General features: G+C 71.2%; 27 protein-coding genes. 12 read left to right on the top strand and 15 right to left on the bottom strand.

Going from position 1 to position 23,659, the window contains the following annotated elements:
• Positions 1 to 25: 25 nt before the first annotated feature.
• Positions 26 to 445 (bottom strand): hypothetical protein, encoded by a 420-nt coding sequence (locus tag ABZ342_RS08585; protein ID WP_360470327.1) that lies wholly within the window; start codon positions 443 to 445, stop codon positions 26 to 28.
• Positions 446 to 719: 274 nt separating this feature from the next.
• Complete coding sequence (locus ABZ342_RS08580; protein ID WP_360470324.1) at positions 720 to 2,108, bottom strand: lysine 2,3-aminomutase; 1,389 nt, start codon at positions 2,106 to 2,108, stop codon at positions 720 to 722.
• Between the two features lie 132 nt (positions 2,109 to 2,240).
• Here ABZ342_RS08580 and ABZ342_RS08575 point away from each other — a divergent pair, with 132 nt between their 5' ends.
• From ABZ342_RS08575 to ABZ342_RS08565, 3 genes are read left to right on the top strand one after another with little or no spacing between them, the layout of a single operon-like run.
• Entirely contained in the window at positions 2,241 to 3,836 is a 1,596-nt protein-coding gene (locus ABZ342_RS08575) for an amidohydrolase (RefSeq protein ID WP_360470321.1), read from the top strand.
• A gap of 11 nt (positions 3,837 to 3,847) precedes the next feature.
• Complete coding sequence (gene lnt, locus ABZ342_RS08570; RefSeq protein WP_360470318.1) at positions 3,848 to 5,479, top strand: apolipoprotein N-acyltransferase; 1,632 nt, start codon at positions 3,848 to 3,850, stop codon at positions 5,477 to 5,479.
• Positions 5,480 to 5,505: 26 nt separating this feature from the next.
• The gene (locus tag ABZ342_RS08565; protein WP_155544054.1) at positions 5,506 to 6,273 is read left to right on the top strand and encodes a polyprenol monophosphomannose synthase; all 768 of its coding nucleotides are present in this window, start codon (positions 5,506 to 5,508) and stop codon (positions 6,271 to 6,273) included.
• On the opposite strand, the gene ABZ342_RS08560 is transcribed toward ABZ342_RS08565, so the two are convergent.
• Positions 6,260 to 7,006 (bottom strand): class I SAM-dependent methyltransferase, encoded by a 747-nt coding sequence (locus tag ABZ342_RS08560; RefSeq protein ID WP_360470315.1) that lies wholly within the window; start codon positions 7,004 to 7,006, stop codon positions 6,260 to 6,262. The genes ABZ342_RS08565 and ABZ342_RS08560 overlap by 14 nt on opposite strands.
• A gap of 35 nt (positions 7,007 to 7,041) precedes the next feature.
• Here ABZ342_RS08560 and ABZ342_RS08555 point away from each other — a divergent pair, with 35 nt between their 5' ends.
• Positions 7,042 to 7,842, top strand: a complete 801-nt coding sequence (locus ABZ342_RS08555) for a PIG-L family deacetylase (protein ID WP_360470312.1) — start codon at positions 7,042 to 7,044, stop codon at positions 7,840 to 7,842.
• On the opposite strand, the gene ABZ342_RS08550 is transcribed toward ABZ342_RS08555, so the two are convergent.
• A complete protein-coding gene (locus ABZ342_RS08550) occupies positions 7,769 to 8,524 on the bottom strand; it encodes a DeoR/GlpR family DNA-binding transcription regulator (RefSeq protein WP_360470309.1) in 756 nt (251 codons plus the stop codon). The two genes, ABZ342_RS08555 and ABZ342_RS08550, sit on opposite strands and share 74 nt — an antisense overlap.
• A gap of 48 nt (positions 8,525 to 8,572) precedes the next feature.
• Between ABZ342_RS08550 and ABZ342_RS08545 the strand changes: the two genes are divergently transcribed.
• Positions 8,573 to 9,187: an NUDIX domain-containing protein gene (locus ABZ342_RS08545; protein WP_360470306.1), complete on the top strand. Its 615-nt coding sequence runs from the start codon at positions 8,573 to 8,575 to the stop codon at positions 9,185 to 9,187.
• A 96-nt stretch (positions 9,188 to 9,283) separates the two neighbouring features.
• Here ABZ342_RS08545 and ABZ342_RS08540 read toward each other — a convergent pair whose 3' ends face one another.
• The 3 genes from ABZ342_RS08540 to ABZ342_RS08530 all read right to left on the bottom strand — a co-directional run bounded on the left by ABZ342_RS08540 (position 9,284) and on the right by ABZ342_RS08530 (position 12,100).
• Positions 9,284 to 9,631, bottom strand: a complete 348-nt coding sequence (locus ABZ342_RS08540; protein WP_003081521.1) for an RNA polymerase-binding protein RbpA — start codon at positions 9,629 to 9,631, stop codon at positions 9,284 to 9,286.
• 226 nt (positions 9,632 to 9,857) lie between these two features.
• On the bottom strand, positions 9,858 to 10,622 hold the full coding sequence (locus ABZ342_RS08535; protein ID WP_196425389.1) for a thymidine kinase: 765 nt from the start codon (positions 10,620 to 10,622) through the stop codon (positions 9,858 to 9,860).
• Between the two features lie 77 nt (positions 10,623 to 10,699).
• A complete protein-coding gene (locus tag ABZ342_RS08530; protein ID WP_360470303.1) occupies positions 10,700 to 12,100 on the bottom strand; it encodes an MFS transporter in 1,401 nt (466 codons plus the stop codon).
• 245 nt (positions 12,101 to 12,345) lie between these two features.
• Between ABZ342_RS08530 and ABZ342_RS08525 the strand changes: the two genes are divergently transcribed.
• Positions 12,346 to 13,014, top strand: a complete 669-nt coding sequence (locus tag ABZ342_RS08525; protein WP_360470300.1) for a transglycosylase family protein — start codon at positions 12,346 to 12,348, stop codon at positions 13,012 to 13,014.
• Positions 13,015 to 13,017: 3 nt separating this feature from the next.
• Here the strand turns inward: ABZ342_RS08525 and ABZ342_RS08520 are convergent, their stop codons facing one another.
• Positions 13,018 to 13,809, bottom strand: coding sequence for a glycerophosphodiester phosphodiesterase (locus ABZ342_RS08520; RefSeq protein WP_360470297.1), 792 nt, complete (start codon positions 13,807 to 13,809; stop codon positions 13,018 to 13,020).
• A gap of 66 nt (positions 13,810 to 13,875) precedes the next feature.
• Between ABZ342_RS08520 and ABZ342_RS08515 the strand changes: the two genes are divergently transcribed.
• Positions 13,876 to 14,247, top strand: a complete 372-nt coding sequence (locus ABZ342_RS08515; protein WP_086670657.1) for a hypothetical protein — start codon at positions 13,876 to 13,878, stop codon at positions 14,245 to 14,247.
• Between the two features lie 40 nt (positions 14,248 to 14,287).
• Here ABZ342_RS08515 and ABZ342_RS08510 read toward each other — a convergent pair whose 3' ends face one another.
• From ABZ342_RS08510 to ABZ342_RS08490, 5 genes are all read right to left on the bottom strand, one after another.
• Positions 14,288 to 15,292, bottom strand: a complete 1,005-nt coding sequence (locus tag ABZ342_RS08510) for a tyrosine-type recombinase/integrase (RefSeq protein ID WP_360470292.1) — start codon at positions 15,290 to 15,292, stop codon at positions 14,288 to 14,290.
• A 563-nt stretch (positions 15,293 to 15,855) separates the two neighbouring features.
• Positions 15,856 to 16,296, bottom strand: coding sequence for an SRPBCC domain-containing protein (locus ABZ342_RS08505; RefSeq protein ID WP_360470288.1), 441 nt, complete (start codon positions 16,294 to 16,296; stop codon positions 15,856 to 15,858).
• A gap of 12 nt (positions 16,297 to 16,308) precedes the next feature.
• On the bottom strand, positions 16,309 to 16,641 hold the full coding sequence (locus ABZ342_RS08500) for a metalloregulator ArsR/SmtB family transcription factor (RefSeq protein ID WP_360470285.1): 333 nt from the start codon (positions 16,639 to 16,641) through the stop codon (positions 16,309 to 16,311).
• Entirely contained in the window at positions 16,638 to 17,087 is a 450-nt protein-coding gene (locus ABZ342_RS08495; protein ID WP_360470282.1) for an SRPBCC domain-containing protein, read from the bottom strand. Before ABZ342_RS08495 ends, ABZ342_RS08500 begins: the two co-directional genes overlap by 4 nt.
• 31 nt (positions 17,088 to 17,118) lie before the next feature.
• Positions 17,119 to 17,634: an N-acetyltransferase family protein gene (locus ABZ342_RS08490; protein ID WP_360470652.1), complete on the bottom strand. Its 516-nt coding sequence runs from the start codon at positions 17,632 to 17,634 to the stop codon at positions 17,119 to 17,121.
• Between the two features lie 44 nt (positions 17,635 to 17,678).
• Here ABZ342_RS08490 and ABZ342_RS08485 point away from each other — a divergent pair, with 44 nt between their 5' ends.
• Genes ABZ342_RS08485 through ABZ342_RS08470 form a run of 4 tightly spaced genes read left to right on the top strand, consistent with a single transcriptional unit; the run spans position 17,679 to position 21,178 of the window.
• On the top strand, positions 17,679 to 18,236 hold the full coding sequence (locus tag ABZ342_RS08485; protein ID WP_360470279.1) for a helix-turn-helix domain-containing protein: 558 nt from the start codon (positions 17,679 to 17,681) through the stop codon (positions 18,234 to 18,236).
• Between the two features lie 49 nt (positions 18,237 to 18,285).
• Positions 18,286 to 18,927 (top strand): DUF1345 domain-containing protein, encoded by a 642-nt coding sequence (locus ABZ342_RS08480; RefSeq protein ID WP_360470276.1) that lies wholly within the window; start codon positions 18,286 to 18,288, stop codon positions 18,925 to 18,927.
• 39 nt (positions 18,928 to 18,966) lie between these two features.
• Positions 18,967 to 19,572 carry a TetR/AcrR family transcriptional regulator gene (locus tag ABZ342_RS08475; RefSeq protein ID WP_360470274.1) on the top strand — a complete coding sequence of 202 codons (606 nt, stop codon included), beginning with the start codon at positions 18,967 to 18,969 and terminating at the stop codon, positions 19,570 to 19,572.
• Entirely contained in the window at positions 19,556 to 21,178 is a 1,623-nt protein-coding gene (locus tag ABZ342_RS08470; protein ID WP_360470271.1) for an acyl-CoA dehydrogenase family protein, read from the top strand. The genes ABZ342_RS08475 and ABZ342_RS08470 overlap by 17 nt, the downstream gene beginning before the upstream one ends.
• Here ABZ342_RS08470 and ABZ342_RS08465 read toward each other — a convergent pair.
• Positions 21,175 to 21,708 carry a TetR/AcrR family transcriptional regulator gene (locus ABZ342_RS08465; RefSeq protein WP_360470268.1) on the bottom strand — a complete coding sequence of 178 codons (534 nt, stop codon included), beginning with the start codon at positions 21,706 to 21,708 and terminating at the stop codon, positions 21,175 to 21,177. The two genes, ABZ342_RS08470 and ABZ342_RS08465, sit on opposite strands and share 4 nt — an antisense overlap.
• A 76-nt stretch (positions 21,709 to 21,784) precedes the next feature.
• Here ABZ342_RS08465 and ABZ342_RS08460 point away from each other — a divergent pair, with 76 nt between their 5' ends.
• Positions 21,785 to 22,999 (top strand): FAD-dependent monooxygenase, encoded by a 1,215-nt coding sequence (locus ABZ342_RS08460; RefSeq protein ID WP_360470265.1) that lies wholly within the window; start codon positions 21,785 to 21,787, stop codon positions 22,997 to 22,999.
• A 2-nt stretch (positions 23,000 to 23,001) separates the two neighbouring features.
• On the opposite strand, the gene ABZ342_RS08455 is transcribed toward ABZ342_RS08460, so the two are convergent.
• Positions 23,002 to 23,517 carry a DinB family protein gene (locus ABZ342_RS08455; protein ID WP_360470650.1) on the bottom strand — a complete coding sequence of 172 codons (516 nt, stop codon included), beginning with the start codon at positions 23,515 to 23,517 and terminating at the stop codon, positions 23,002 to 23,004.
• Between the last annotated feature and the right edge of the window lie 142 nt (positions 23,518 to 23,659).

Raw genomic sequence — 23,659 nt, 5'->3', positions numbered from 1 at the left:
TTGTTCGATCTGGGCCGCTATGGCATCAGGGGGCTTCACTGTGAGTGGGGCCCGTCGGCGGGTGCGTGGCCTTCTGGGTGAAAGTGAGCTGTGGTGTCGCCGTCGAATAGATCCGGACGTGGCCCCAGTCCCCGGCGATCTCGTAGTGATCGTCGTGACGCTGGAAGCTGTCGATGTTGCCGAGATCTTCTTCGCCAGTGGCGTCGCGGGCGGTCTGGGATGACCGGGTGATCCACTCGATCTTCGTTGCGTCGGCGACGGTCAGCACGGCGTCGGCGTAGCAGTGCGCTTCATCCGGTCGCGGGTCGTGGTAGCGCGGGTGTGACGGAGTCAGCGCGGCTTCCAGCCTGAAGGACAGCGAGGTGGGGGTCTCGTCGATGGCGAGGACGAAGCTGTCTTCGAGGTAGACGTTGGCGAGGTCGGGGAAGTCGGTGTAGTTCGTCATGTGCTCAGTGGTCCCAGGTGATCGGTGTGTGGTTTCCCAGGCTCTTTCTGCTGACCGGGTTGCCTTGCGGGTCGATGCGGACCCCGTCCTCCGGCAGGCCCTGACTCAGGTGGCCCGTGCGGCTGTCGGGAACGACGCGGTCGATGGCGCGTTTCAGGAGGTCGCCGGCCCTGGCCAGCCGAAACGTCCAAGACGGACGGGGGGCGCGCGGCCCCGATCAGACTCCGCGGCACCCCCCCCCGTCGGTATGCCTCTCGACGGCGACGCGTCGCCGTCAGCTGGAGCGGTTGGCCCACCAGGTCTGCCCGGCCTCCGGCAGCGTCGAGATCGGGTCGTAGTACGGGTACCGCCGCTGCAAGGCCTCCGGGTCCTCCAGCTCGATCCCCGTCCGGTAGTTCTTCGTCCAGTACGAGATGCCCAGTTCGCGGTCGTAGTCGGCCAGCTGGTGGACCCACCGCTTCCCGACATAAGGCACGTCACACACGATCCGCGGGGTCGCGTACCCGGGCAGGTACCCCATGATCGCGTGCTGCAGCTCCTGCGCCTCGTGCACCGAAACCCGCCAGTGCTCGGCGTTCGGGATCATGTCGCACATGTAGAAGTAGTACGGCAGGATGTTCGCCTCACCCTGCAGGGCGAAGCACAGGTCCAGCAGCTGCGCCGGCGTCGCGTTCACCCCGCGCATCAGCACGCCCTGGTTACGCACATCCCGCACACCGACGTTCAACGCCGTCTGGGCCGCCTCCGCCACCAACGGCGTCACCGACTGGGCGTGGTTCACGTGCGTGTGGATCGCCAGGTTGACGCCGCGGCGCTGGGCCGTCACCGCGACGCGCTCCAGGCCCTCGACCACCTTCGGCTGGAGCCAGTGCTGCGGCAGCGCCGCCAGGGCCTTCGTCGCCAGGCGGATGTCGCGGACCGTGTCGATGTCCATCAGGCGCATCAGGAACGACTCCAGCTGCGGCCACGGCACGTTGGCGACGTCGCCGCCCGACACCACGACGTCGCGGACGCCCGGGGTCTTCTTCAGGTACGCGATCATGGCGTCCTGGCGGTCGACCGGCTTGAGGGTGAGCTTGTGCTTCTCGACCGTCTCGGTGGAGTTGCCGACCAGGTCCATGCGGGTGCAGTGGCCGCAGTACTGGGGGCAGGTCGAGATCATCTCGGCCAGCACCTTGGTCGGGTAGCGGTGGGTCAACCCCTCGACGACCCACATCTCGGCCTCGTGCAGCGAGTCGCGCTCGGAGTGGGGGTGGCTCGCCCAGACCGGGTCACGATCACTGCGCACCGGGAGCATGTAGCGGCGGATCGGGTCGGCGTAGAACGCCTCGGTCACCTTCGCCGGGTCCGTGCCCGCCGTGGGGGCCATCGTGTTGAGCATCTGCGGCGGCAGCAGCATCGACATCGTCGCCATCTCGCGCTGGTCGGCGAGCAGGTCCTCGTAGAAGCGCTCCTCCAGCAGGTCGCCCATCAGCGCGCGCAGCTGCTTGGCGTTGCGGATGCAGTGCACCCGCTGCCACTGGGCGTCGCGCCACTCGGCGTCGGTCACGTCGTGCCAGCCCGGGAAACGGCGCCAGTCGGGTTCCACCAGCTCGGCGCGGGCGTACTCGTAGGGCTGGTCGAAGGCGGCGGCAGGCGTCACAGGTTCCTGGATCGCAGTCACTTGTACTCCTAGTCGTCGGGAACGCGTTAAAATATCCTGTCATAACGTTCTCACGGAGTAAATCTTCCTGCCTGCTGGCCTGTCTTCCCCCAGGTGGCGGAAGGCTCCGGACCGAGGAGCAAACTCAAGGGCGTGACGGACGAACACACGACGCTCCTGCTCGGCGGGCGCATCTACACCCCCGCCGGCCCGGACGCCACGGCGATGGCGGTCACCGGCGGCACCGTGGTCTGGGTCGGCCAGGACGCCCCGGCTCGCACCCTCCACCCCGGCGCCGAGATCGTCGACCTCCAGGGTGCGTTCGTCGCACCCGCCTTCGTCGACGCCCACATCCACGCCACCGCCACCGGCCTGCACCTGAGCGGCCTGGACCTCACGGGCGTCCGCGGCGGCGCCGACCTGCTGGCCCGCGTGCGCGGCGCCGTCGTCCCCGGCCAGGTCCTGCTCGCCCACGGCTGGGACGAGAGCACCTGGACCGACCCGCGGCTGCCCAGCCGCGCCGAGCTCGACGCCGCCGCCGGTGGCACGCCCGTCTACCTCAGCCGCGTCGACGTCCACTCCGCGCTGGTCTCCACCGCCCTGGTCGAGCTCGCCCCCGCCGCCCGCGACGCCGACGGCTGGTCGCCCGACGGCCCGCTGACCCGCGCCGCCCACCACGCCGTCCGCGCGGCCGTGCGCGCCGCGATCACGCCCGCGCAGCGCGAACGCGCCCAGCGCGCGTTCCTCACCGAAGCCGCGGCCCAGGGCATCGTCAGCGTCCACGAATGCGCGGGCCCCGACATCTCCGGCCGCGACGACCTCGCCGCCCTGCTCGCCCTCGCCGGCCCGGACACCCCCGAGGTCGTCGGCTACTGGGGCGAACTCGGCGCCGTCGAGACCGCGCACCAGCTCGGCGCCCGCGGCCTCGCCGGCGACCTGTTCGTCGACGGCGCCCTCGGCTCGCACACCGCCGCGCTCAGCACCCCCTACGCCGACCACGGCGGCTCCGGCACCCTCTACCTCGACGCGCACCGCATCGGCGACCACCTCGCCGCCTGCACCGAAGCCGGGCTGCAGGCCGGCTTCCACGTCATCGGCGACGCCGCCGTCGCCGAAGTCGTCGAAGGGTTCCGGCTCGCCGAGAAGGAGGTCGGGCAGCGCGCGCTCGCGGGCCGCCACCACCGGCTCGAACACCTGGAGATGGTCACCGCCGAGCAGGCGAAGCTGCTGGCCGGCTGGGGCGTCGTCGCCTCCGTGCAGCCGCTGTTCGACGCGCTCTGGGGCGGCGAGGAAGGCATGTACGCCGAACGCCTCGGCACGGCCCGCGCCGCCGGGCTCAACCCGTTCTCGGCGCTGGCCGCCGAAGGGGTCCTGCTGGCCTTCGGCTCCGACGCGCCGGTGACCCCGCTCGACCCGTGGGGGAGCGTCCGCGCCGCCGCCTACCACCGCACCCCGGGCGCCGGCCTGTCCCCGCGCGCGGCGTTCACCGCCCACACCCGGGCCGGGCACCGCGCCGCGGGCGTCAACGACGGCGTCACCGGCAGCCTCGTCCCGGGCGCCCCGGCGCACTACGCGATCTGGGACGCGGCCGACCTCGTCGTCGCCACGCCGGACAGCCGCGTGCAGCGCTGGTCCACCGACCCGCGCGCCGGCGTGCCACCCCTGCCGCGGCTCGAACCGGACGCCGCCCTCCCGCACTGCCTGCGCACCGTCCGCGCGGGTGAAGTCCTCCACGACGCCATCACCTAGAGTTCTCACCCGTGGCAGTCACCGTCGCGGACCCCGAACCGGGCACCCCGCACCACCCCGCCCGCACCCGGCGGTTCCCGCGCGCCTGGCTGCTGCGCCTGGCCGGCGCGCTGGTGTCCGGGTTCGCCTACTACCTGAGCTTCGCGCCGCGCCCGCTGTGGTGGCTCGCGCCGCTGGCGTTCGCCGGGTTCGCGCTCGTGCTGCGCGGCCGCCGGAGCTTCCGCGGCGCGTTCGGCTACGGCTTCGCGTTCGGGTTCGTGTTCTTCCTGCCGCTGCTGACCTGGCTGCTGGACTTCCTCGGCCCCGACTTCGGGCCGTGGCCGTGGCTGGGCCTGTCCTTCGCGCTGGCGCTCTACTACGGCCTCGCGGGCGGCCTCATGACGCTGGTGTCCCGCCTGCCGGCCGGGCCGCTGTGGGCCGCGTTGGTGTTCATCGCGCTGGAGACACCCCGCGCGTGGTTCCCGTTCGGCGGCTTCCCCTGGGGCCGCGTCGCCTTCAGCCAGCCCGAAGGCGCGTTCCTCCCGCTCGCGTCGATCGGAGGCGCGCCGCTCGTCGGCCTCGCCGTCGTCCTGACCGGGTTCTGCCTCGCCGCCCTCCTCGGACGGCTCTGGGACGGCCGCGAGGCGCTCACGGCGGCGCTGCGGACCCGCCCGGCCGTGTTCGCCGCCACCGGCACGCTGCTGCCCCTCGTGGCCGGCTTGGCGCTGTGGCCCACCATCGGCACCGGCGCGCAGGACGGCGAGCGCACCGTCGCGACCGTGCAGGGCAACGCCCCGAACATCGGGCTGGCGCTGCAGGGCGAACGCGAGGTGCTGCGCCACAACACCATCACCGAGAGCCAACGGCTGCTCGACGCCGTCCACGCCGGGAAGGTCCCGAAGCCCGACCTGGTGCTGTGGCCGGAGAGTGCGACCACCGTCACCGGGCCCGACCCGCAGGTCGACCAGCTCGTCGCGAACTTCGGCGTACCCGCGCTGATCGGCGCCATCTACGAGCTGCCCGACCGCCACCTGCAGAACTCCGTCATCGCCTGGGACCCGCACACCGGGCCCGGACAGCGCTACGCCAAGCAGCAGCTGGTCCCGTTCGGCGAGTACGTGCCCGCCCGCAAGCTCGCCGAGCTCGTCACGCCGTTCCTCGACTCCGAGACCGTCGACATGGTCCCCGGCGACGGCACCAACCAGGCCATGGACGTCGCCGGCACGAAGGTCGGCGTGTTCGTCTGCTACGAAGCCGCGTTCGACTTCCCGGCTCGCGACGCCGTCCGCGACGGCGCCGAACTGCTCGTCGTCCCGACCAACAACGCCTGGTACGGCGAGAGCGAGATGAGCGTCCAGCAGCTGGCCATGTCGCGGCTGCGGGCGGTCGAGCACAGCCGCTCCGTCGTGGTGTCCGCCGTCTCAGGAGTGAGCGCCATCGTCGCCTCCGACGGGACGGTTACCAGCTCAACGGGCCTTTTCACCGCGGATTCCCTGGTCGGGCGCGTCCCGCTGCGGACGCAGACTACGCTGTCGGATCAACTCGGTGCGTGGACGGAGTACGGGCTGCTGGCACTGGCGATCGCCGGGGTGGCCGGCGGGCTCGTGCTCCGTTTTCGCACCCGGCGCGACAGCGCCGGCACGGCAGGGGACACGGCGGACTGACCGCCGGGGATATCGGAGGAGCACGGATGTCGCAGGCGCCGCGGGGGGCCCGGGGAATCGAGCCGGTGCTGGTGGTGATCCCGACGTACAACGAACGGGAGAACCTCGGCCCGATCCTGGATCGCCTGCAGAAGGTACTCCCGGACGTGCACGCGCTCGTGGTGGACGACGGCAGCCCCGACGGCACCGGCGAGCTCGCCGACGAGCGCGCGGCCGCCAACGACCACGTCCACGTGCTGCACCGCACCGAGAAGGCCGGCCTCGGCGCCGCCTACATCGCCGGCTTCCGCTGGGGCCTGGCGCGGGAGTACAACACCATCGTCGAGATGGACGCCGACGGCTCGCACGCGCCCGAGGACCTGCCCCGGCTGCTGGACGCGGTCGGCGACGCCGACCTGGCCATCGGGTCGCGGTACGTGCCGGGTGGCGCGGTGGTCAACTGGCCGGTCAACCGCCAGATCCTCTCGCGCGGCGCGAACATCTACTCGCAGATCGCGCTGGGCATGCGCACCCGCGACATCACCGCGGGCTTCCGCGCCTACCGCCGCCCGGTGCTGGAGAAGCTGGCCCTGGACGAGGTCAACTCGCACGGGTACTGCTTCCAGATCGACCTGACGGTCCGCACGGCCGACGCCGGGTTCGAGATCGTCGAGGTGCCGATCACCTTCACCGAGCGCGAGATCGGCGAGTCGAAGATGAGCGGCTCGATCATCCGCGAGGCGTTCCTGCGGGTGGCCACGTGGGGCGCGGAGCGCCGCTGGCAGCAGCTGCGCCGCCTGGTCAAGCGGCGCTGACCCGCGCGGTCACGATCCACGTCCGGGCGCCCAGCACCACGCCGTCCGAGGTCTCGTACGCGGCGAAGGCGTCCCGGAGACGGGTCGCGGACTCCTCGGTGGGCCCCAGCTCCTGGACGTCCTTGAGGCCGAGCGCGAACTCGGCCGCTGTCTCCGCGTCGGGGCCGTAGCAGACGGGTTCGCGCAGCTCGGTGAACTCGATGTCGCCGAACCCGGCGTTTTCGAGCACCGTGCGCGTGTGGTCCCGGTCGCCGAGGGAGAAGTGCGGCCCGGCGGGCGGCGGGGTGGTGCCGGGGGCGACGGCGTCGTGCAGCACCGAGTACCACTCGTTGCGGGCCCGCTCCTGCCACACCAGCAGCACCAGGCGCCCGCCCGGCCGCAGCGCACGGGCCAGGTTGGCGAACGCGGCGGGCGGGTCGGCGAAGAACATCGCCCCGAACCGGGACAGCACGACGTCGAACCCCGCGGCCGGGAGCTCGAAGGTCTGTACGTCGGCCACCTCGAAGCTCGCCCCGCCGAGTTCGCGGGCCTTGGCGATCGCCTGCTCCGAGACGTCGACGCCCAGCGCGGTCGCCCCCGCCTGCGCGGCTTCGCGGGTGGACTCGCCGGTGCCGCAGCCGACGTCGAGGACGTCCTCGCCCGGCGCCACGGCCGCCGCGGCGCGGAACCGCTCGTTGTGCGGCCGTACCTCGGCGTCGAACAGCGCCGCGAACCGGACCCGGTGCTCACTCATGCCGTCTTCTCCCGTCATCGGCCATCATGGGGCCGATGACGACCATCGTGGCCTTCCACGCCCACGCCGACGACCCCGTGTTGCTCAGCGGCGGCACCCTCGCCCGCGCGGCGGCCGACGGGCACCGGGTGGTGGTCGTCGTGGCCACCGACGGCATGGACGCCGAATCCCCGACCCCGCGCTGGCGCGAGCTGGAGGCGAGCGCGGCCATCCTCGGCGTCCGGCGCGTCGTGCACCTCGGGTACGCCGACAGCGGGCACGGGCCCGAGCTCTACCCGGATCCACCCGGCCGGCAGCGCTTCGCCCGCGCCGACACCGAGGAAGCCGCGCACCGGCTCGCCGCCGTGCTGCACGAGGAGAAAGCCGACCTGCTGCTCGGCTACGACCCGAACGGCGGCTACGGCCACCGCGACCACGTCAAGGTGCACGACGTCGCCCGGCGGGCGGCCCGGCTGACCGGGACGCGGCTGCTGGAGGCCACGATGCCGCGCGAGGTCGTCATCCGGCTCGTCCGGCTGATCCGGGCCCTGCGGATCCCGTTCCGGTACGACAGCGCCGCCCTCGGCCGCCTGTACAGCCCGTCCTCGGCCATCACCCACCGCTTCGACGTGCGGCGGTTCGCCGGGCGCAAGCAGGCGGCGCTCGCCGCGCACGTGTCCGACGTACGCGGCCGCGGGCGGCTCTCGGCGGTGCTGCGGGTGCTCGTGTGGCTGCCGGCACCGGTGTTCGCGCTCGTGGCGGGCCGCGAGTGGTACGTCGAGGTCAGCCGGTCCGGATCTCCACGCCCATCGCTGCAAGTTTCTGCACGTTCTGGTCAGAGTCGTCGGCGTCGGTGATGACTCCGGCGATGTCGGCGAACGGCAGCACGGTGAACCGCGAGGCCGCCCCGAGCTTCTCGGCGCTGGCCAGCACGTAGGTGTCGGCCGCGCGCCGGGCCAGGGTGCGTTTCATCGCGGCCTCGTCGGCGTCGCCGGTGGTGAGCCCGGCGTCGGGGTGGACGCCGGTGACGCCGAGCAGGAAGACGTCGGCGCTGATCGACTGGGCGGCTTCGGCCGCGGCGGCGCCGCAGGTGACCGCGGAGTGCCGGAACAGCCGCCCGCCCAGCAGGAAGACCTCGGCGTTCGGGTGGTCCAGCAGGGCGACGGCCACGGTCGGGCTGTGCGTGACGACGGTGGCCTCGAGGTCCGCGGGCAGGGCCTTGGCGACGGCGAGGGTGGTGGTGCCGCCGTCGAGGATGACGGTCGAACCCGGCCGGACCAAGCCGGCGGCGAGCGCGGCGACCCGGTCCTTGCCGTCGACGGCGATCGCCGTCCGGCTCGCGTAGTCGGCGACGGCGGGGGAGACGGGCAGCGCTCCGCCGTAGACGCGCTGGCAGTGCCCGGCGGCGGCCAGGTCGCGCAGGTCGCGGCGGATGCTGTCCTCCGAGACACCGAGCTCGGCCGCGACGTCCTTCGCCAGCACCTTGCCGTCGGCCGCGAGCCGGGCGAGCAGCAGTTCACGGCGTTCGCCGACCAGCATGCACAGTCCTCCTTGTTTCTGCCGAGTCGTGCACATTATGGTCGGGGGATGACCTCCTTGCCAAGCCCGTCCCGCAACCCGCGCGTCCGCGTCACCGACGTGGAAGTGCTGTCCTCGGCCTGGTACGTGCTGCGCCGCACGACGTTCGACTACCGGCACGGCGACGGCCGCTGGAGCACCGAGCAGCGCGAAACCTACGACCGCGGCAACGGGGCGACCGTGCTGCTCTACGACCCGGTGGGCGGGACGGTGCTGCTGACGCGTCAGTTCCGCTACCCGGTCTACGTGAACGACCACCCGGACGGCATGTTCCTGGAGACGGCGGCGGGCCTGCTCGACGCCGACGACGCGGAGACGGCCATCCGCCGCGAGGCGCAGGAGGAGACCGGCGTCCGCATCGGCGAGCTGGAGCACGTGTTCGACGTGTACACGAGCCCGGGCTCGGTGACCGAGCGCCTCCACTGCTACGCGGCGCCCTACGACCCGGCCGACCGTGGCGAGGGCGGCGGCATCGCCGAGGAGGGGGAGGACATCGAAGTGATCGAGCTGCGGTTCGCCGAGGCCCTGAAGATGATCGAGACGGGGGAGATCGCGGACGCGAAGACCATCATGCTGCTCCAGTGGGCAGCCCTGCGGGGCCCGTTCCGCGACGCAACGGACTAGCACCCTCCGGGCATGCGAAAGGCCCCCGCCGGGGGAGGTGGCGGGGGCCTTTCCGTTGTGGTGGGAGCGGTGGCTACGGGCCGACGCTCACGGGCGTTACGCGGACCGGGAGGTCCGCCGGCCCTTCAGCTCGGCGAGACGTTCGTTCAACAGGTCCTCGAGCTCGGGGATCGTGCGCCGCTCGAGCAGCATGTCCCAGTGGGTGCGCGGCGGCTTGACCTTCTTCTGCTCGGGCTGCCCGCCGTCCACGATCTCCGACTCGCTGCCGTGCAGGCGGCATTCCCAGACCGTCGGGATCTCGGCGTCGTCGGAGAACGGCACCTCGAACTCGTGGTTCTTCGGGCAGGCGTAGCGCACGGTGCGGCGTGGGGCGAGGTCGTGGTTGCGGTCGGTCTCGTAGCTGACCGCTCCCAGCCGGCTTCCACGAAGAACACGGTCGGCCATGATGGGGGTCCTTTCAGTCAGCTCCGGGTGGAGCCTGGGTGATGCTCACCCTATGCAACGACTTGGGGCCCCCGAGGATTCCCGGGCTGCCATGTCGTTGCTCACGATGAGCTGCGTCACCCAACGGCATCAGCTTCCTCTAGTAGGAGGCGTTTCGCGCTTCGGCGTGACGTCAATACGGCCTTCTTAGTGCTGATATCCCCCGGATGGGCTACTGGGGCCCATGTCAGGTCAACCGTAACTGACCGTGACGACCAGTAACGGGCCCCAAGTCACCCGATCGGAAGTGGCGGCGGCACAATACCTGATAACGCACAGTAGCGTTTTCGGCCTCAAAACCGGCCAAAGCTGAAGATTCAACTACGGATTGTTCGGTATCTGCCACCACAACGGTGTCCCCTTCCCGCACCACCTCACCGTCGAGCACCCGCGCGTTGAACCGTCCCGGCAGCCCGCACCAGCACAGCACCTCCACCTGAACCGGCTGCAGCTCGTCCGCCAGTTCGAACAGACGAGCGGCCCCGGGGAACAACCGGCTCCGGAAGTCCGTCGCGATGCCGAAGCAGTACACGTCGATCTCGACCTCGTCGGCCAGCTCCGCCAGCTGGTCGACCTGCCCGGGGGAGAGGAACTGCGCCTCGTCCACCACGACGTAGTCCACGTGCTGCCCGCGCGCCCACTCCTGCCGCACCAGGTCCCGCACGTCGGTGTCCTCGCCGACCTCCACCGCCTGCCGACTCAGCCCGATCCGGCTCGAGATCTGCGGCGCACCCGAACGGTCGTGGCGCACCAGCACCAGGCCCCGCCGCCCCTGCCGCGCGTGGTTGTGGTCGATCTGCAGCGCCAGCGTCGACTTCCCGCAGTCCATCGGCCCGTAGCAGAACTTCAATCTGCCCACCGGCGGTGTCCCGCGGCGCGAACCGGCCGCGGGAACCGACGAGAGGGCGTCGGTCGGATCGGGGCCGGCGGCCCGGTCGTTCAACAAGGTCACGACAGCCGACCCTATCGGTGTCTGGACGTTCGTCCAGGATGGCCCCGCGTGACAGCCGAACAGGCCACGTCACAAGGTCACAGGACCTCCGGCGGCGTGTTGCCCGCCGCCACGATCGCCCGCCGCACCGGCACCAGCCACACCAGCACCAGACCCGCCGCGAAGAAGATCACCAGCGCGATGATCGCCAGCCGGAACGACCCCGTCGCCTGCCCCACCCCCGCGAACAGCAGCGGACCCAGCCACGACGTCCCCCGCTCACCCACGACGTAGAGCGAGTAGTACTGGGCGTCCTTGCCCGCCGGGATCATCTGGCTGAACAACGACCGCGACAACGCGTTCGTTCCGCCCAGCACCAACCCGATCCCGACCGCCACCGCGAGGAACTGCACCAGCTGCTTCGGCTGCACGAAGTACGCCCCGGCCAGCACCACCACCCACAGCACCAGGCTGCCCAGGATCGTCCGCTTCGCCCCGATCCGCCGCGCCACCAGCCCGTGCAGCGTGCCACCCAGGTACGCGACGAACTGGATCACCAGGATCGTCACGATCAGGACCTCGTTGCCGAACTCCAGCTCGTCCTTGCCGTACTGCGCCGACACCGTCACCACCGTGTTGATCCCGTCGGTGAAGACCAGGTAGCTGCCCAGGAAGGCCAGCGTCAACGGATACGCCTTCGCCGCGACGATCGTCTGCCGCAGCTCGGCGAACCCCGCGCGCAGCACCGACGCCCCGGGCACGACGTCGACCGGCGTGTGCCGGCGGGGGAGCGCCCGCACCGCGGGGATGGTGAACGCCGCCCACCACAGCCCCGAGGTCAGGAAGCAGATCTGCACCGCCACGTCCTTGCTCACGCCGAAGGTGTCGTGGCCGAGGTAGAGCCCCAGCTGCAACACCAGCGCCAGCCCGCCGCCCAGGTACCCGAACGCCCAGCCCTTCGCCGAGATGTCGTCGCGCTCGTCCGGCCCGCCGATGTCCACCAGGAACGAGTAGTAGACGACCAGCGAACCGCCGTAGCCGATGTTCGCGATGATGAACAGCACCACGCCCAGCTGCCAGTCCGATCCGGCGAAGAAGAACATCGCCGCCGCCGCGGCCGCACCCAGGAACGCGAACCCGCCCAGGATCCGGCGCTTGTTGTGGCTGCGGTCGGCCACCGCGCCGGCGATCGGCAGGACCAGCACCTGCACCACCGTCGCCACCGACAGCAGGTACCCCCACACCGAACCGGCGGGGAAGTGCAGCCCGAACAACGTCACGTCGCAGTTGTGGAGCGTGTCCGCCTTGCCGGCCGCGTCGAGGCAAGCGCGGTCCCCGTTAAGGGTGAAGTTCGACTTCGCGTCCTCGGCCGCGATCGAGCTCATCGAGAGGGCACCGAACACCGTCGTCGTCGACGAATAGAACGGCGAATTGGCCCAGTCGTAGAAATACCAGCCCCAGCGCTCGCGCTTGGTCGAGCGCGTCCCGGCCAGCGTCATCCACGGCTCCTTCACCTCGAAAACCAGCAGGTCAGCGCGGAGACTACTGGCGCGCCCGGACCCGGGGGACCGGACCACCCGAACCGTGTCCGCTTTGTCGCTTCGTGATCATCCGCCACTTCCGGGGCACACACCGCGCGGCCCGTCACGGCGTGTCGCTGACTCGTGTGAACAGTGTTTCGTGTGAGACTCAGGCGAGCAGTGTGTCCCTTGTGGTCAGTGGGACACGCTTCTACTGTGCTTCCATGATCCAGAACCGGAGACGCACCGTCGCGAGAATCCTCCTTCTCGCCATCGCCGCCATGGGTCTGCAGCTCACCGTCCCCGCCCTCGCCTCCGCGGACCCCGCGTCGACGGCCTGGGCCAAGCTCCGCATGTGCGAGTCGAGCGGCCGCTACGCCACCAACACCGGCAACGGCTACTACGGCGCCTACCAGTTCGACCTGCCCACCTGGCGCAGCGTCGGCGGCGCCGGCCGCCCCGACCAGGCCGCCCCCGCCGAACAGGACTACCGGGCCCTCTACCTCTACCGCATGCGCGGCTGGCAGCCCTGGCAGTGCGCCGGCATGCTCAAGCTCGCCGGCGACGGCGACGCCCGCAGCAAGCGCGTCCCCACCTACGCCGACTCCGCCTACATCGGCGGCGGACCCGCCCCCGCACCCACCCCGCCGCCCCCGAGCGGCAAACCGCCGTGGCCCGGCGTCGTCTACGCCTTCGGCGACTGCGCCGCCCCGCTCAAGGCCTTCCAGCTCCGCATGAACGCCTTCGGCTACGGCTTCACCGGCACCGGCTGCTACTACGAAAAAACCCGCACCGCGGTCCTCGACCTCCAGCGCGCCAACGGCATCAAGGACAGCGGCCTGCTCGGCCCCAAGACCTGGGAAGCCGCCTGGACCGGCAAACCACCCCGCTGACGCTCACGGCTCCTGCGACCGCTGCCAGACCCCACGCTCGATCAGCACCTCGCGCAACAGGTCCGGCCGGTCCGTCACGATCCCGTGCACCCCCAGATCCAGCAGCATCCGCATCTCCGCCGGATCGTCGATGGTCCACGTGTGCACCTCGATCCCGGACCGCCCGGCCATCGACAGGAACGCCTTGTCCACCACCCGCAGCGCACCCTGGCGCACCGGCACCTGCGCCATCGCCCCCAGCACCAGCCGCCCCAGGGGGAGCAGCGGCAGCTTCCCCCGCGCCCACAGCGCGAACGCCGACCGCGGCCCCATCGCCGTCACCAGCTTCGGCCCCGCCAGCTTCCGCAACCGCACCAGCCGCGCATCCGAAAACGCCGCCGCCGCCACCCGGTCATGGGCCTTCGTCCGCTCCAGCACCTCGACGAACGGCCGCACCGCCTGATCCGCCTTCACGTCGACGTTGAACCGCGCGTTCGGCAGCTCCTCCAGCACGTCCTCCAGCCGCGACAGCGGAGCCTTCCCCCCGACCTTGACGTTCTTCAGCTGCTCCCACGTCTGCGCCGCGATCGCCCCCGACCCGTCCGTCGTCCGGTCGAGGTTCGCGTCGTGGTGCACCACCACCACACCGTCCGCCGTCGCGTGCACGTCCGTCTCCAGGTACCGATACCCCTCCGCGCACGCCCGCTGGAAAGCCGGCAGCGAATTCTCGAGCCCGTCGAGCTCGTCGAGGTGCCACCCCCGGTGCGCGAAAGCACGGGGGAGCGGATCGGCCAGGTACGGAAACGACGCCTGCATCCCTCAAGTGTGCACTTCCGCCATGACCCCGGCATGAGCAACCGGTGGCCAGCTAGGGTCTCCGGGGTGAGGGAAGCCGCCGAACTGACCCAGCTCGAACCCGTCCCCGCCCGCCGCGGCGCCCCGAAGCACTGCGGCTGGTGCGGCCGCCGCCTCCCGGAAGCGGGCAACGTCGGACGACGGCGGCGGTACTGCGGCCAGTCCTGCCGCCAGCGCGCCTACGAACGCCGCACCGCACTGCAGCGAAGCGGATTGCCCGAAGACGCCGTGGTCCTCTCCGACACCGAGATCGCCGCCCTCCAGGACCGGCTGTTCCAGCTGCGGTGCGCCGCCGAAGACATCGTGACCGCGGCCGACGACGGCGCCGACCCCCGCGAACTGCGCGGCCTGGCCGCCGAGATCGCCCGCGCGGCCAAGGACCTCGAACAACTCCGCTGACCACCCACCCGGGGAGAAGGAGCGTCAGCGAGGGCGACGGCTACCCGGGGTCGGGGTCGGGGTAGCGGTCGGAGGACCGAACCTCTCTCAGCCCGTCCAACGCCCGGTACGTCCGGTTGCTCGCCGCCGCCGCACGCTGCTCCCGGCCCGTCGCCTCGATGTAGTTCTGGCTCGTCGCCAAGCTCGCGTGCCCCAGCAACGCCATGATCTCCGACGCCGTCGCCCCGTCCTCCGCCAGCCTCGTCGCGAACGTGTGCCGCAACGCGTGCAGGTTCGCCCCCGCCGGCACCCGATCGTGCAACCCCGCCCCGCGATAACACGACTTCACCAAGTACTCCAGCGCACCCCGCCCGATCGGCTCACCCGCCCGATCCAGCAACAACGGCGAACCAGGGGAGAACCGCACACTCGAAAACCGCACCCGGCACGACTCCCGGTACCGCTCGATCAGCTCCGCCAGCACCGGCTGCACCGGAATCGACCGATCCCGGCTGCCCTTCCCCCTCACGTGCAACCGCAGCTCACCCGCGCGCCCCACCAGCGACCGCGCCGTCAACGCCCGCATCTCCGCCGCCCGCAACCCCGCCACCAGCCCCAGCGCGATCACCAGCACGTCCCGCTCCGGCCACGGATCCCGGGCGCGCCGCGAACCCGCGGCCGCCGCCGACAGCAGCTGCTCCGGGGTTTCCTCACCCCGCAACGGTTTCGGCGTCAACGCCGGCGTCCGCGGCCGCGCCACCGCACCCATCGGATTGCCCTCCAGCAACCCGTCCGCCACGCAGAACGTCAGGAACTGGTTCCACGTCGACCAGGCGCGCAGCACCGAGCTCTTCGCGTGCCCGTCGGCGAACACGCCGAACACCGACCGCAGCGCCGGCCCGGTCATGTCGGTGACGTCCAGATCCTCGGCCGGGCGGCCCAGTTCCGAAACCAGGAGAGTGGTGATCCCGGCGAGGTCGCGGCGGTAGGCGTCGGTGGTGTGCGGAGAGTCCTTGCGGGGCCGGCGGGCCGCGAAGAAGGCTTGCTGGGCCTCGGAAACCTTCATGTGGATCTTCTACAGCACGGCACCGACAATTCCGGTCGCCGGGTCACCTCTCATTTCATGCATAATCCCCATTATGCATGAAATGTCGGTTTAGTCCGGAATGACCCCCGGGGGATCCCGGATCCCGCCGAAGCCGATTCGAGGCCCGAATCCGCCCTTTCCGGCGTGCGCGACGGGGAGGCGCACATATGTTCGGGCGTCGCGACGCTCTGGTGTCCGGGACGCCGGGGGTCGGCCGACAACCGGCAGGTTCCGCGGCGCAGTTCTCATTAACGATCGGTCTGGCGCCAGGTTTGCTGCCCATAGTTTCGTCACCGTGACGTTTTGAGGTCGAGTGACGGCACATCGACTTCCTGGCTCCAGGGGACGCTCCTGCGCCCTCTGAAAGGCGCCCTCAGAGCCGTCTGGGGCTCGCCGCGGGAGAACGCGAGGGGCGAAACCTCAGCAGGAGCCGTCCTGACGAACCGAACGCACCTCCCGGGGAATCCGGCTTTGGCACCCCTCCTGGCTCTCCGTCGCAGCGTGTCCCCAAGTGCCGATAATGTACATTATGTCAAGTAATCTCAGTGCCAGTCGCTGATCATCACGTCCCGCGGGCTCGGAGCACCTTCCCCGGTCTCGACGAGCTGCTTGAGGCTCATCAGGTAGATCGCCCACTTCGTGCTGCAGTGATGCATGAACTCGATCTGCTCCCGCCAGCCTTCGTGCTTGAACAGGACGATCGTGTAGTCGCCACGCTGCTCGAGGTCCCACCGGATCGTCGTGCCGATCCACTCCGGCGGTCCGTCGACGACCTCCCAGCGCACGAGCCGGCCCGGGTCGAGCTCGATGACCTTCATGTCGAACCCGCCCGGGATGAAGCGGAACGCGATGACGCCGCCGAGTTCGGTGTCCCCCACGGTTTTCTCGGTCCACCAGTCCGACAGGCCGTCGAGGGTGGTGATCGCCTCGTAGACCTTCTCCGGTGTGGCCTTCTCGATGCCGATGCGGTGCAAGATGTCCATGGTCGTGCCTCTCTAGAGCTTCTTCTGGATGGTTTCGGCGATGCGCTTGATGCGGCGGAGCCGGGCGTCCCAGGCGGCGCCGACGTCGGCGAGCTGGGCGACGGCGCGGGCCAGCTGGGCCTCGTCGACGCGGTACTGCTTCTCACGACCGGCGGCGGTCGCGTACACGAGGCCGACGCGGTCGAGGACGGTGAGGTGTTTCGCGACGGCTTGGCGGGTCACCGGGAGGTGCTCGCTCAGGCTGGTCGCGGTCGCGCTGCCCTCGTTCAGGAGCAGGTCGAGCATGCGGCGGCGGGTGGGGTCTCCGATGGCCGACCAGAGGTCGTCGTCCACGGCGGTGCTCACCGGGTCGTCGCTCCGACCTTGACGGCGTACCCGGGCAGGCGGGGCAGGAAGTGGTCCCAGCCGCTGGCGTGGTCGGTGTATTCGGCGGCGATCTTGGCTTCGTCCCAGCCGCGTTCGCGGAAGCCGGTCTCGGTCATCCGGAGGCGGGTGCCGCCGGCCGTGGGCTCGAGTTCGAAGACGACGAGGAACGAGTTGCCGGGTGCGGCGGTCTCCCCCGCTTCGTGGGTCCACCGGAAGGAGAAGAGCTTCGGGGGGACGGCGTCGACGACGGTGAAGCGGACCCAGCTGCCGCCGAAGCCGATGCGGCCGTCTCCCCCGGGCTCGACCGGGTACTCGGCCTCGTCGGGCCACCATTCGCGGAGGTGTTCGGGGCTGCTGACGACGTCGAAGACGACGTCAGGGCTGGCGTCGATGTGGATCTCGCGGTCGAGGGTTCCGTGTTCCATGTCGGCTCCTTGTGCAACGTTTGGTTGCGTGTCACGTTAGCGGGGCCGGCGGCGATGCGCAACCATCGGTTGCGTGAAGGTCCTTCTGGACCCACGCGACGTCCCGCCACGCGCCGTGCTTCCAGCCGACCCGGCGGTAGACGCCCGCCGGCTCGAACCCGAGGGCGCGGTGCAGGCCGGCGCTCGCGTCGTTCGGGAGGGTCATGCCGGCGAAGGCGCGGCAGAAGCCCTTGTCCCGCAACCGGTCGAAGAGGGTTTCGTACAGGGCGCGGCCGGCGCCGGTGCGACGGCGGCCGCGTTCGAGGTAGATGCTCGTCTCGCACGACCACCGGTAGGCGGCGCGTTCGGCGAAGGGGCGGGCGTAGGCGAATCCGGCGACGCGGCCTTCGCTTTCCAGGACGAACCAGGCGTGGGCGTCGGTGATGCGGCGGGCCATTTCGGCGACGGAGGGCGGTTCGTCTTCGAAGGAGATGACGGTCTCGGTGACGTAGGGCGCGTAGATGGCGAGGCAGGCGGTGGCGTCGTCGGGAGTGGCGTCTCGGATCAACATGGCTCACATGGTAGCCAGAATGGGTCGTATAGTATCCACCCATGACCGACCCTCTGACGGCCCGGCTGGCCGCCACCGTGCACGCGGCGCGGACGTCCCACGGTCTCTCGGTGGCCGCCTTGGCCGAGACGTCCGGGGTGTCACGGGCGATGATCGGCAAGATCGAGCGTGGCGACGTGCAGCCGACGGCGGCGTTGCTGGCGAAGCTGTCGGCCGCGCTCGGGATGACGTTGTCGGAGCTGATCGCGCGGGCCGAGGGCGACGAGCGGCGGCTGGTGCGCGCGGCCGAGCAGCCGGTGTGGGTCGATCCGGACACCGGCTACCGGCGGCGCGCGGTCTCCCCCGCCGCCGGCCGTCCGCTGGAGCTGGTCGAGATCGCGCTGCCCGCGGGTGCGGAGGTGCCGTTGCTCGCGAGCGCGTTCCTGCACCAGCAGGTCTGGGTGCTCGACGGGCACCTGCGCATGCGGGAGGGCACCGAGGTGCACGAGCTGGACGCCGGGGACTGCCTGCAGCTGGGGACCGCGCCGGAGCGGGTGTTCGCCAACCCGGGGTCGCGGCCCTGCCGGTACCTGGTCGCGCTGGTACCGCGGGCCACCTGACCAGGTGATCCGGCGTGCCGTCGCGGGCGGGGACCGTTAGCTTCGCGCCGTGCGGCGTCTTCGGAGGATCTGGTACCAGTGTGCGGAGTTCCTGCTGGTGCTGCTGGGGTTGGGCTGGCTCATCGCGCCGGACACCGGGCTGGACGTGGTGTTCCTGCTGGCGTGGGACGTGCTGGCCGTGGCGGTGATCGCGACCCGGTTCCTGCGCATCCGCCGCTATCGGCTGGCGGGTGACGGCGAGCCGGCGTGGCTGCACAGCCTGCTGGGCCGCCGGTCGAGTTTCGCGGCGACGCTGCTGGTGAGCGTCGTCGGGATGTCGGCGGGGTCGCTGATCCTGGTGGCGAACGTGATCGCCGAGGAGGACGGCGAGTACGCGTCGGTGTTGCAGATCAGCGCGGTGCCGGCGGTGCTGGCGGCGTGGATCCTGCTGCACTTCGGGTACGCCGACCGCTACGCGCACCTGCACTACCGGGCCGCGCCGGGACCGGGGCTGCGGTTCCCGGCGACGGAGCGGCCGAACCTGCTGGACTTCGCGTACTTCGCTTTCACGGTGGGGACGTCGTTCGCGACGTCCGATGTGGAGGTTCAGGCGCGCCCGATCCGGTACACGGTGCTGACGCACAGCGTGGTGGCGTTCGTCTACAACACGGCGATCCTGGGGATCGCGGTCGGCGTGATCACCGGGAAGTAGCGTTGACTGAAGCAATGAATCAGTGCTTCACTTCTTGACGTGCCCTACCGCCGCACCCCGAAGGTCCAGGAACGCCTCGACGCCCAGCGCGAGACGATCGTCGCCGCGGCGACCGAACAGCTCGCCGACCACGGCTACGGCGGTTGCTCCGTCGCCGCCGTCGCCGAGCGGGCCGGGGTGGCCGTCGGCAGCGTCTACCGGCACTTCCCCACCAAGGCCGACCTGGTCGTGCACGTCTTCCGGCAGGTCGTGACGCGGGAGGTCGAGGCCGTCCGGGCCGCGTCCGCGCGCCCCGGCGAGCCCGCCGAGCGGGTCCTGGCCGTGTTCGAGACGTTCGCCCAGCGCGCCCTCAAAGCTCCCCGCCAGGCCTACGCCTTGCTGGCCGAGCCGGTCGACGCGCGGATCGACGCCGAACGGCTCGAGTTCCGGCGGGCGTTCACCGACGTCGTCGCCGAGCACGTCGCGGCCGGCGTCAAGGACGGCGCGCTGCCGCCGCAGGACGGCCGGCTCACCGCGGCCGCGTTGGTGGGCGCCGCCGCGGAAGTCCTGATCGGCCCGTTGACCAGCGGCAACGCCGGTGACGTCGCCGAGCTTCGCACGTTCGTCGTCCGCGCTCTAGGAGGTTCCGATGCCCGCCACGCATGAGGTCACCAACCAGGTCCCGACGCTGCAGGGCCACGACGTCGCCGACGACCCCGCGCTGCTGGCCGGGCTCGAGCGCGCCGGCGCGGACTGGGCGGCCGGCGAGCTGCACGAGCTGGGCCGTCTCGCCGGGAGCGAGCAGGCCCAGGAGTGGGGCCGGGTGGTCAACGAGAACGAGCCGGTGCTGCGCACGCACGACCGGTACGGGAACCGGATCGACGAGGTCGAGTTCCACCCGTACTGGCACGACCTGATGACCGTCGCGGTTTCCCATGGCCTGCACGGCACGCCGTGGCGGGACCCGCGCGAGGGTGCGCACGCGGCCCGTGCGGCGAAGTTCTACGTCTGGGGGCAGGTCGAGGCCGGGCACAGCTGCCCGATCTCGATGACCTACGCGGCGATCCCGGCGCTGCGGGCCAACCCGGAGCTGGCCGCGCGGTACGAGCCGCTGCTGGCCGCGACCGAGTACGACTTCGGCCTGCGTGAGCCGAGCACCAAGCGGGGCCTGATCGCGGGCATGTCGATGACCGAGAAGCAGGGCGGCTCCGACGTCCGGGCCAACACCACGACGGCGACCCCGAGCGCCGACGGCAGCTACACCCTCGTCGGGCACAAGTGGTTCACCTCGGCGCCGATGTCGGACATGTTCCTGACGCTGGCCCAGGCGCCCGGTGGGCTTTCGTGCTTCCTGCTCCCCCGCGTCCTGCCCGACGGCTCCCTCAACCCGATCCGGCTGCAGCGGCTGAAGGACAAGCTGGGCAACCGGTCCAACGCGTCGTCGGAGATCGAGTACGACCACGCCGTCGGCTGGCTCGTCGGCGAGGAGGGCCGCGGGGTCCGGACCATCATCGAGATGGTCAACAACACCCGCCTGGACTGCACGCTCGGCAGCGCGTCCGGCATGCGGCTGGGTGCGGTCCGCGCGGTCCACCACGCGACCCACCGGCACGCCTTCGGCAAGGCGCTGGTCGACCAGCCGCTGATGGCGAACGTGCTCGCGGATCTCGTCGTCGAGTCCGAGGCGGCGACGACGGTGGCCATGCGGCTGGCCGCGGCGGGCGACCGGCGCGACGACGAGCAGGAGCAGGCGTTCCGGCGGCTCGGGCTCGCGGTGTCGAAGTACTGGGTGTGCAAGCGGGCCCCGGTGCACGCGGCCGAGGCGCTCGAATGCTTCGGCGGCAACGGGTACGTCGAGGAGTCGGGCATGCCGCGGCTCTACCGCGAGGCACCGCTGTCGTCGATCTGGGAGGGCTCGGGCAACGTCGCAGCGCTGGACGCGTTGCGCGCCATGGGCAAGCAGCCGGAGACGGTCGCGGCCTTCTTCGCCGAGGTCGAGCGGGCCGCCGGCGGCGACGCGCGGCTCGACGACGCCGTCGGCCGCGTCCGCAAGGAGCTGACCGACTTCGACGCGATCGAGTACCGGGCGCGGAGGGTGGTCGAGTCGATGGCGTTGGTGCTGCAGGGATCGCTGCTGGTCCGCCACGGCGACCCGGCGGTCGCGGACGCGTTCTGCGCGTCGCGTTTCGGCGGCGACTGGGGCATCGCGTTCGGCACGCTGCCCCCAGGGGTCGACACGGGCGCGATCATCGACCGCGCGGCGGTGCGCTAGCGCCCGAGTGCGTCCAGTGCCCCGGCGACCGCCGCGGCTTTCAGTTCCTCGACCGGGGAGTCGGGGAACTGCATGCAGACGTCCTGCAGGCCGCCCAGGGCCAGGATCGCGCGCGCCTGCTTGTCCAGGGTCGGTGCTGGGCCGCAGATCAGTGCGGTGAGCCGGGTCCGCCAGGCCAGCACGCGGTCGATGAGCCCGAGGTCGGCCAGCGTCGGCATCTCGGCCAGCAGCATGATCACGTCCGCGCGGTGGCGGTAGTTGAAGTCGAAGAACCCCTCGATCAGCTCGCGCACCGGCGCGTCCCCGCGCGCTTCCTGGGTGAGGAGGAAGTTCTCGCCGTCGTCGAGCATGGGCGCGACGATGCTGCGGACGAGGTCGTCGCGCGAGGGGAAGTGGTAGTAGAGCGCGGGTTTGGTGATGCCCAGCCGGTCGGCGATGTCCTGCAGGCTGGTGCGCTGCACCCCTTGGGTGGTGAAGAGGTCGCGTGCGGCGTCGAGGATGCGCTGCTTGGTGTCGGAGGGTTTCGGCACCGGCCCAGCATAACTGACTTAACGATAGGTAAGGACTGTGGTACAACTTACCTACCGTTAAGTCAGGGAGGTACTCATGCGTGTTCTCGTCTCCGGCGCCAGCATCGCGGGTCCGGTGCTCGCCTATTGGCTCACCCGCCACGGCTTCGACGTCACGGTCGTCGAACGCGCCCCGGCGCTGCGCAAGACCGGTGGCCACGCCGTCGACCTGTTCCGGCCCGCCATGGACATCACCGAAAAGATGGGCGTGCTGCCCCGCGTCGAAGCCCTCAAGACCGGCACCACGCGCATGACGCTGCACCGGGAAGGCGCGCGCCGCCCGCTGCGGGTGGACCTGACGAAGATCTACCGCGCGACCTCCGAGCGGCACGCCGAGATCATGCGCGACGACCTCAGCGAGATCTACTACGACGCCGGTCGCGACGACGCCGAGTACCTCTTCGGCGACTCGATCACCGCCCTCTCCCCCGACGGCGACGTCACCTTCGAGCACGCCGCACCCCGCAGGTTCGACGTCGTCGTCGGCGCCGACGGGCTGCACTCGAACGTCCGCCGCCTGGTCTTCGGCGAAGAAGCCGGCCTGACGAAGTTCATCGGCGCCTACCTGGCCGTGCTCTCCCTGCCGGACACCGACGGCCTCGGCGACGGCGAGACCGTGCTGCACCTCGGCCTCGGGCGCACCGCCGGCGTCTACAGCGCCCGGCACCTCGACGAGGCCCGCGCGGTGTTCCTGTTCCGCCGCGACGAGCAGCTCGACTACCACCACCACGACGTCGCGCGGCAGCGGGAGCTGCTGCGCGAGGCCTACGCCGGGATGCACCCCCAGGTCGACGGCTGGCTCGCCGAACTGGGCGGCCCCGGGCCGTTCTACTTCGACTCGATCACGCAGCTCGGGCTCGACACGTGGTCACGCGGACGCGTCACGCTCGTCGGCGACGCCGGCTACTGCCCCGGCCCCGCCGTCGGCGGCAGCACCAGCCTCGCCGTGCTCGGCGCCTACGTCCTGGCCGGCGAGCTGGCCGCGGCGGGCGGCGACCACGAACGCGCCTTCGCCGCCTACGAAAGGGAAATGGGCGAGCTGGTGCGCAAGAGCCGCGCGTTCGCCGTCGGCGCCGCCCGGAGCCTGATCCCCGGCTCCCGCGCCGGGGTGTGGGCGCTCGCGCGCGGCGGCCAGCTGGTCTCCGCGCTGCCGGCCGGCGTCACGACGGCGCTGGCGAAGCTCAACACCGGCGGCGTGCGCATGCACGACTCGATGCGGGTCAAGGACTACGCCGTGACCGCGGTGGCCTGAAGTCAGCGGTGCCGCTCGGCCGCACCCTGGACGCGCGCCCGGTACGTGTCCCACCAGGCGGTGTCGCCGATGTCCTCCCGGTCGGCGCCGCCGCGGCCGTCGATCAGTTCACGCACGATGTCCGCGTGACCCGCGTGGTGCGCGGTTTCGGCGGTGACCCGCACGAGCAGCGAGCCGAACGTCGTCGCGCGGCGCTCCTGCGGCCACCACGGCACCGACGCCGGCGCGTCCAGCGGCAACCGGTCGATCGACTCGTCGGTGTGCCGCCACGCGGTCCGGTACAGCTCGACCAGCTCCTCGCGGGACTGTTCCGCGGTGGCCCACATGTCGGCGCTGTCCCAGATCGAGCCGTCCTCGACCCACGGCAGGCGGACCGGGGCCGGGCGGCCGACGCAGTCGCCCAGGTAGCCGAGCTCCCCGCCGGCCAGGTGCTTGACCAGGCCCAGGAGGTTGGTGGCCGTCGGCGTCATCGGACGGCGGATGTCGTACTCGCTCAACCCGGACAACGACGCGAGCACGCTCTCGCGCTCCTCCTGGAGGTACCGGTGCAGATCGGCGGCGATGGGCTTCGAGTTGCGCCTGCCCCGGCAGGCCCTGGTCGTGGAGGCGCGGTGAAGAAGCTCTTCGTCCTGGTCGTCCTGCTGCTGGTGAGCGCGTGCG

This window comes from Amycolatopsis sp. NPDC005961, from assembly GCF_040629235.1.
Lineage (GTDB): Bacteria > Actinomycetota > Actinomycetes > Mycobacteriales > Pseudonocardiaceae > Amycolatopsis > Amycolatopsis camponoti.
This window is presented reverse-complemented; position numbering and strand designations above follow the sequence as displayed.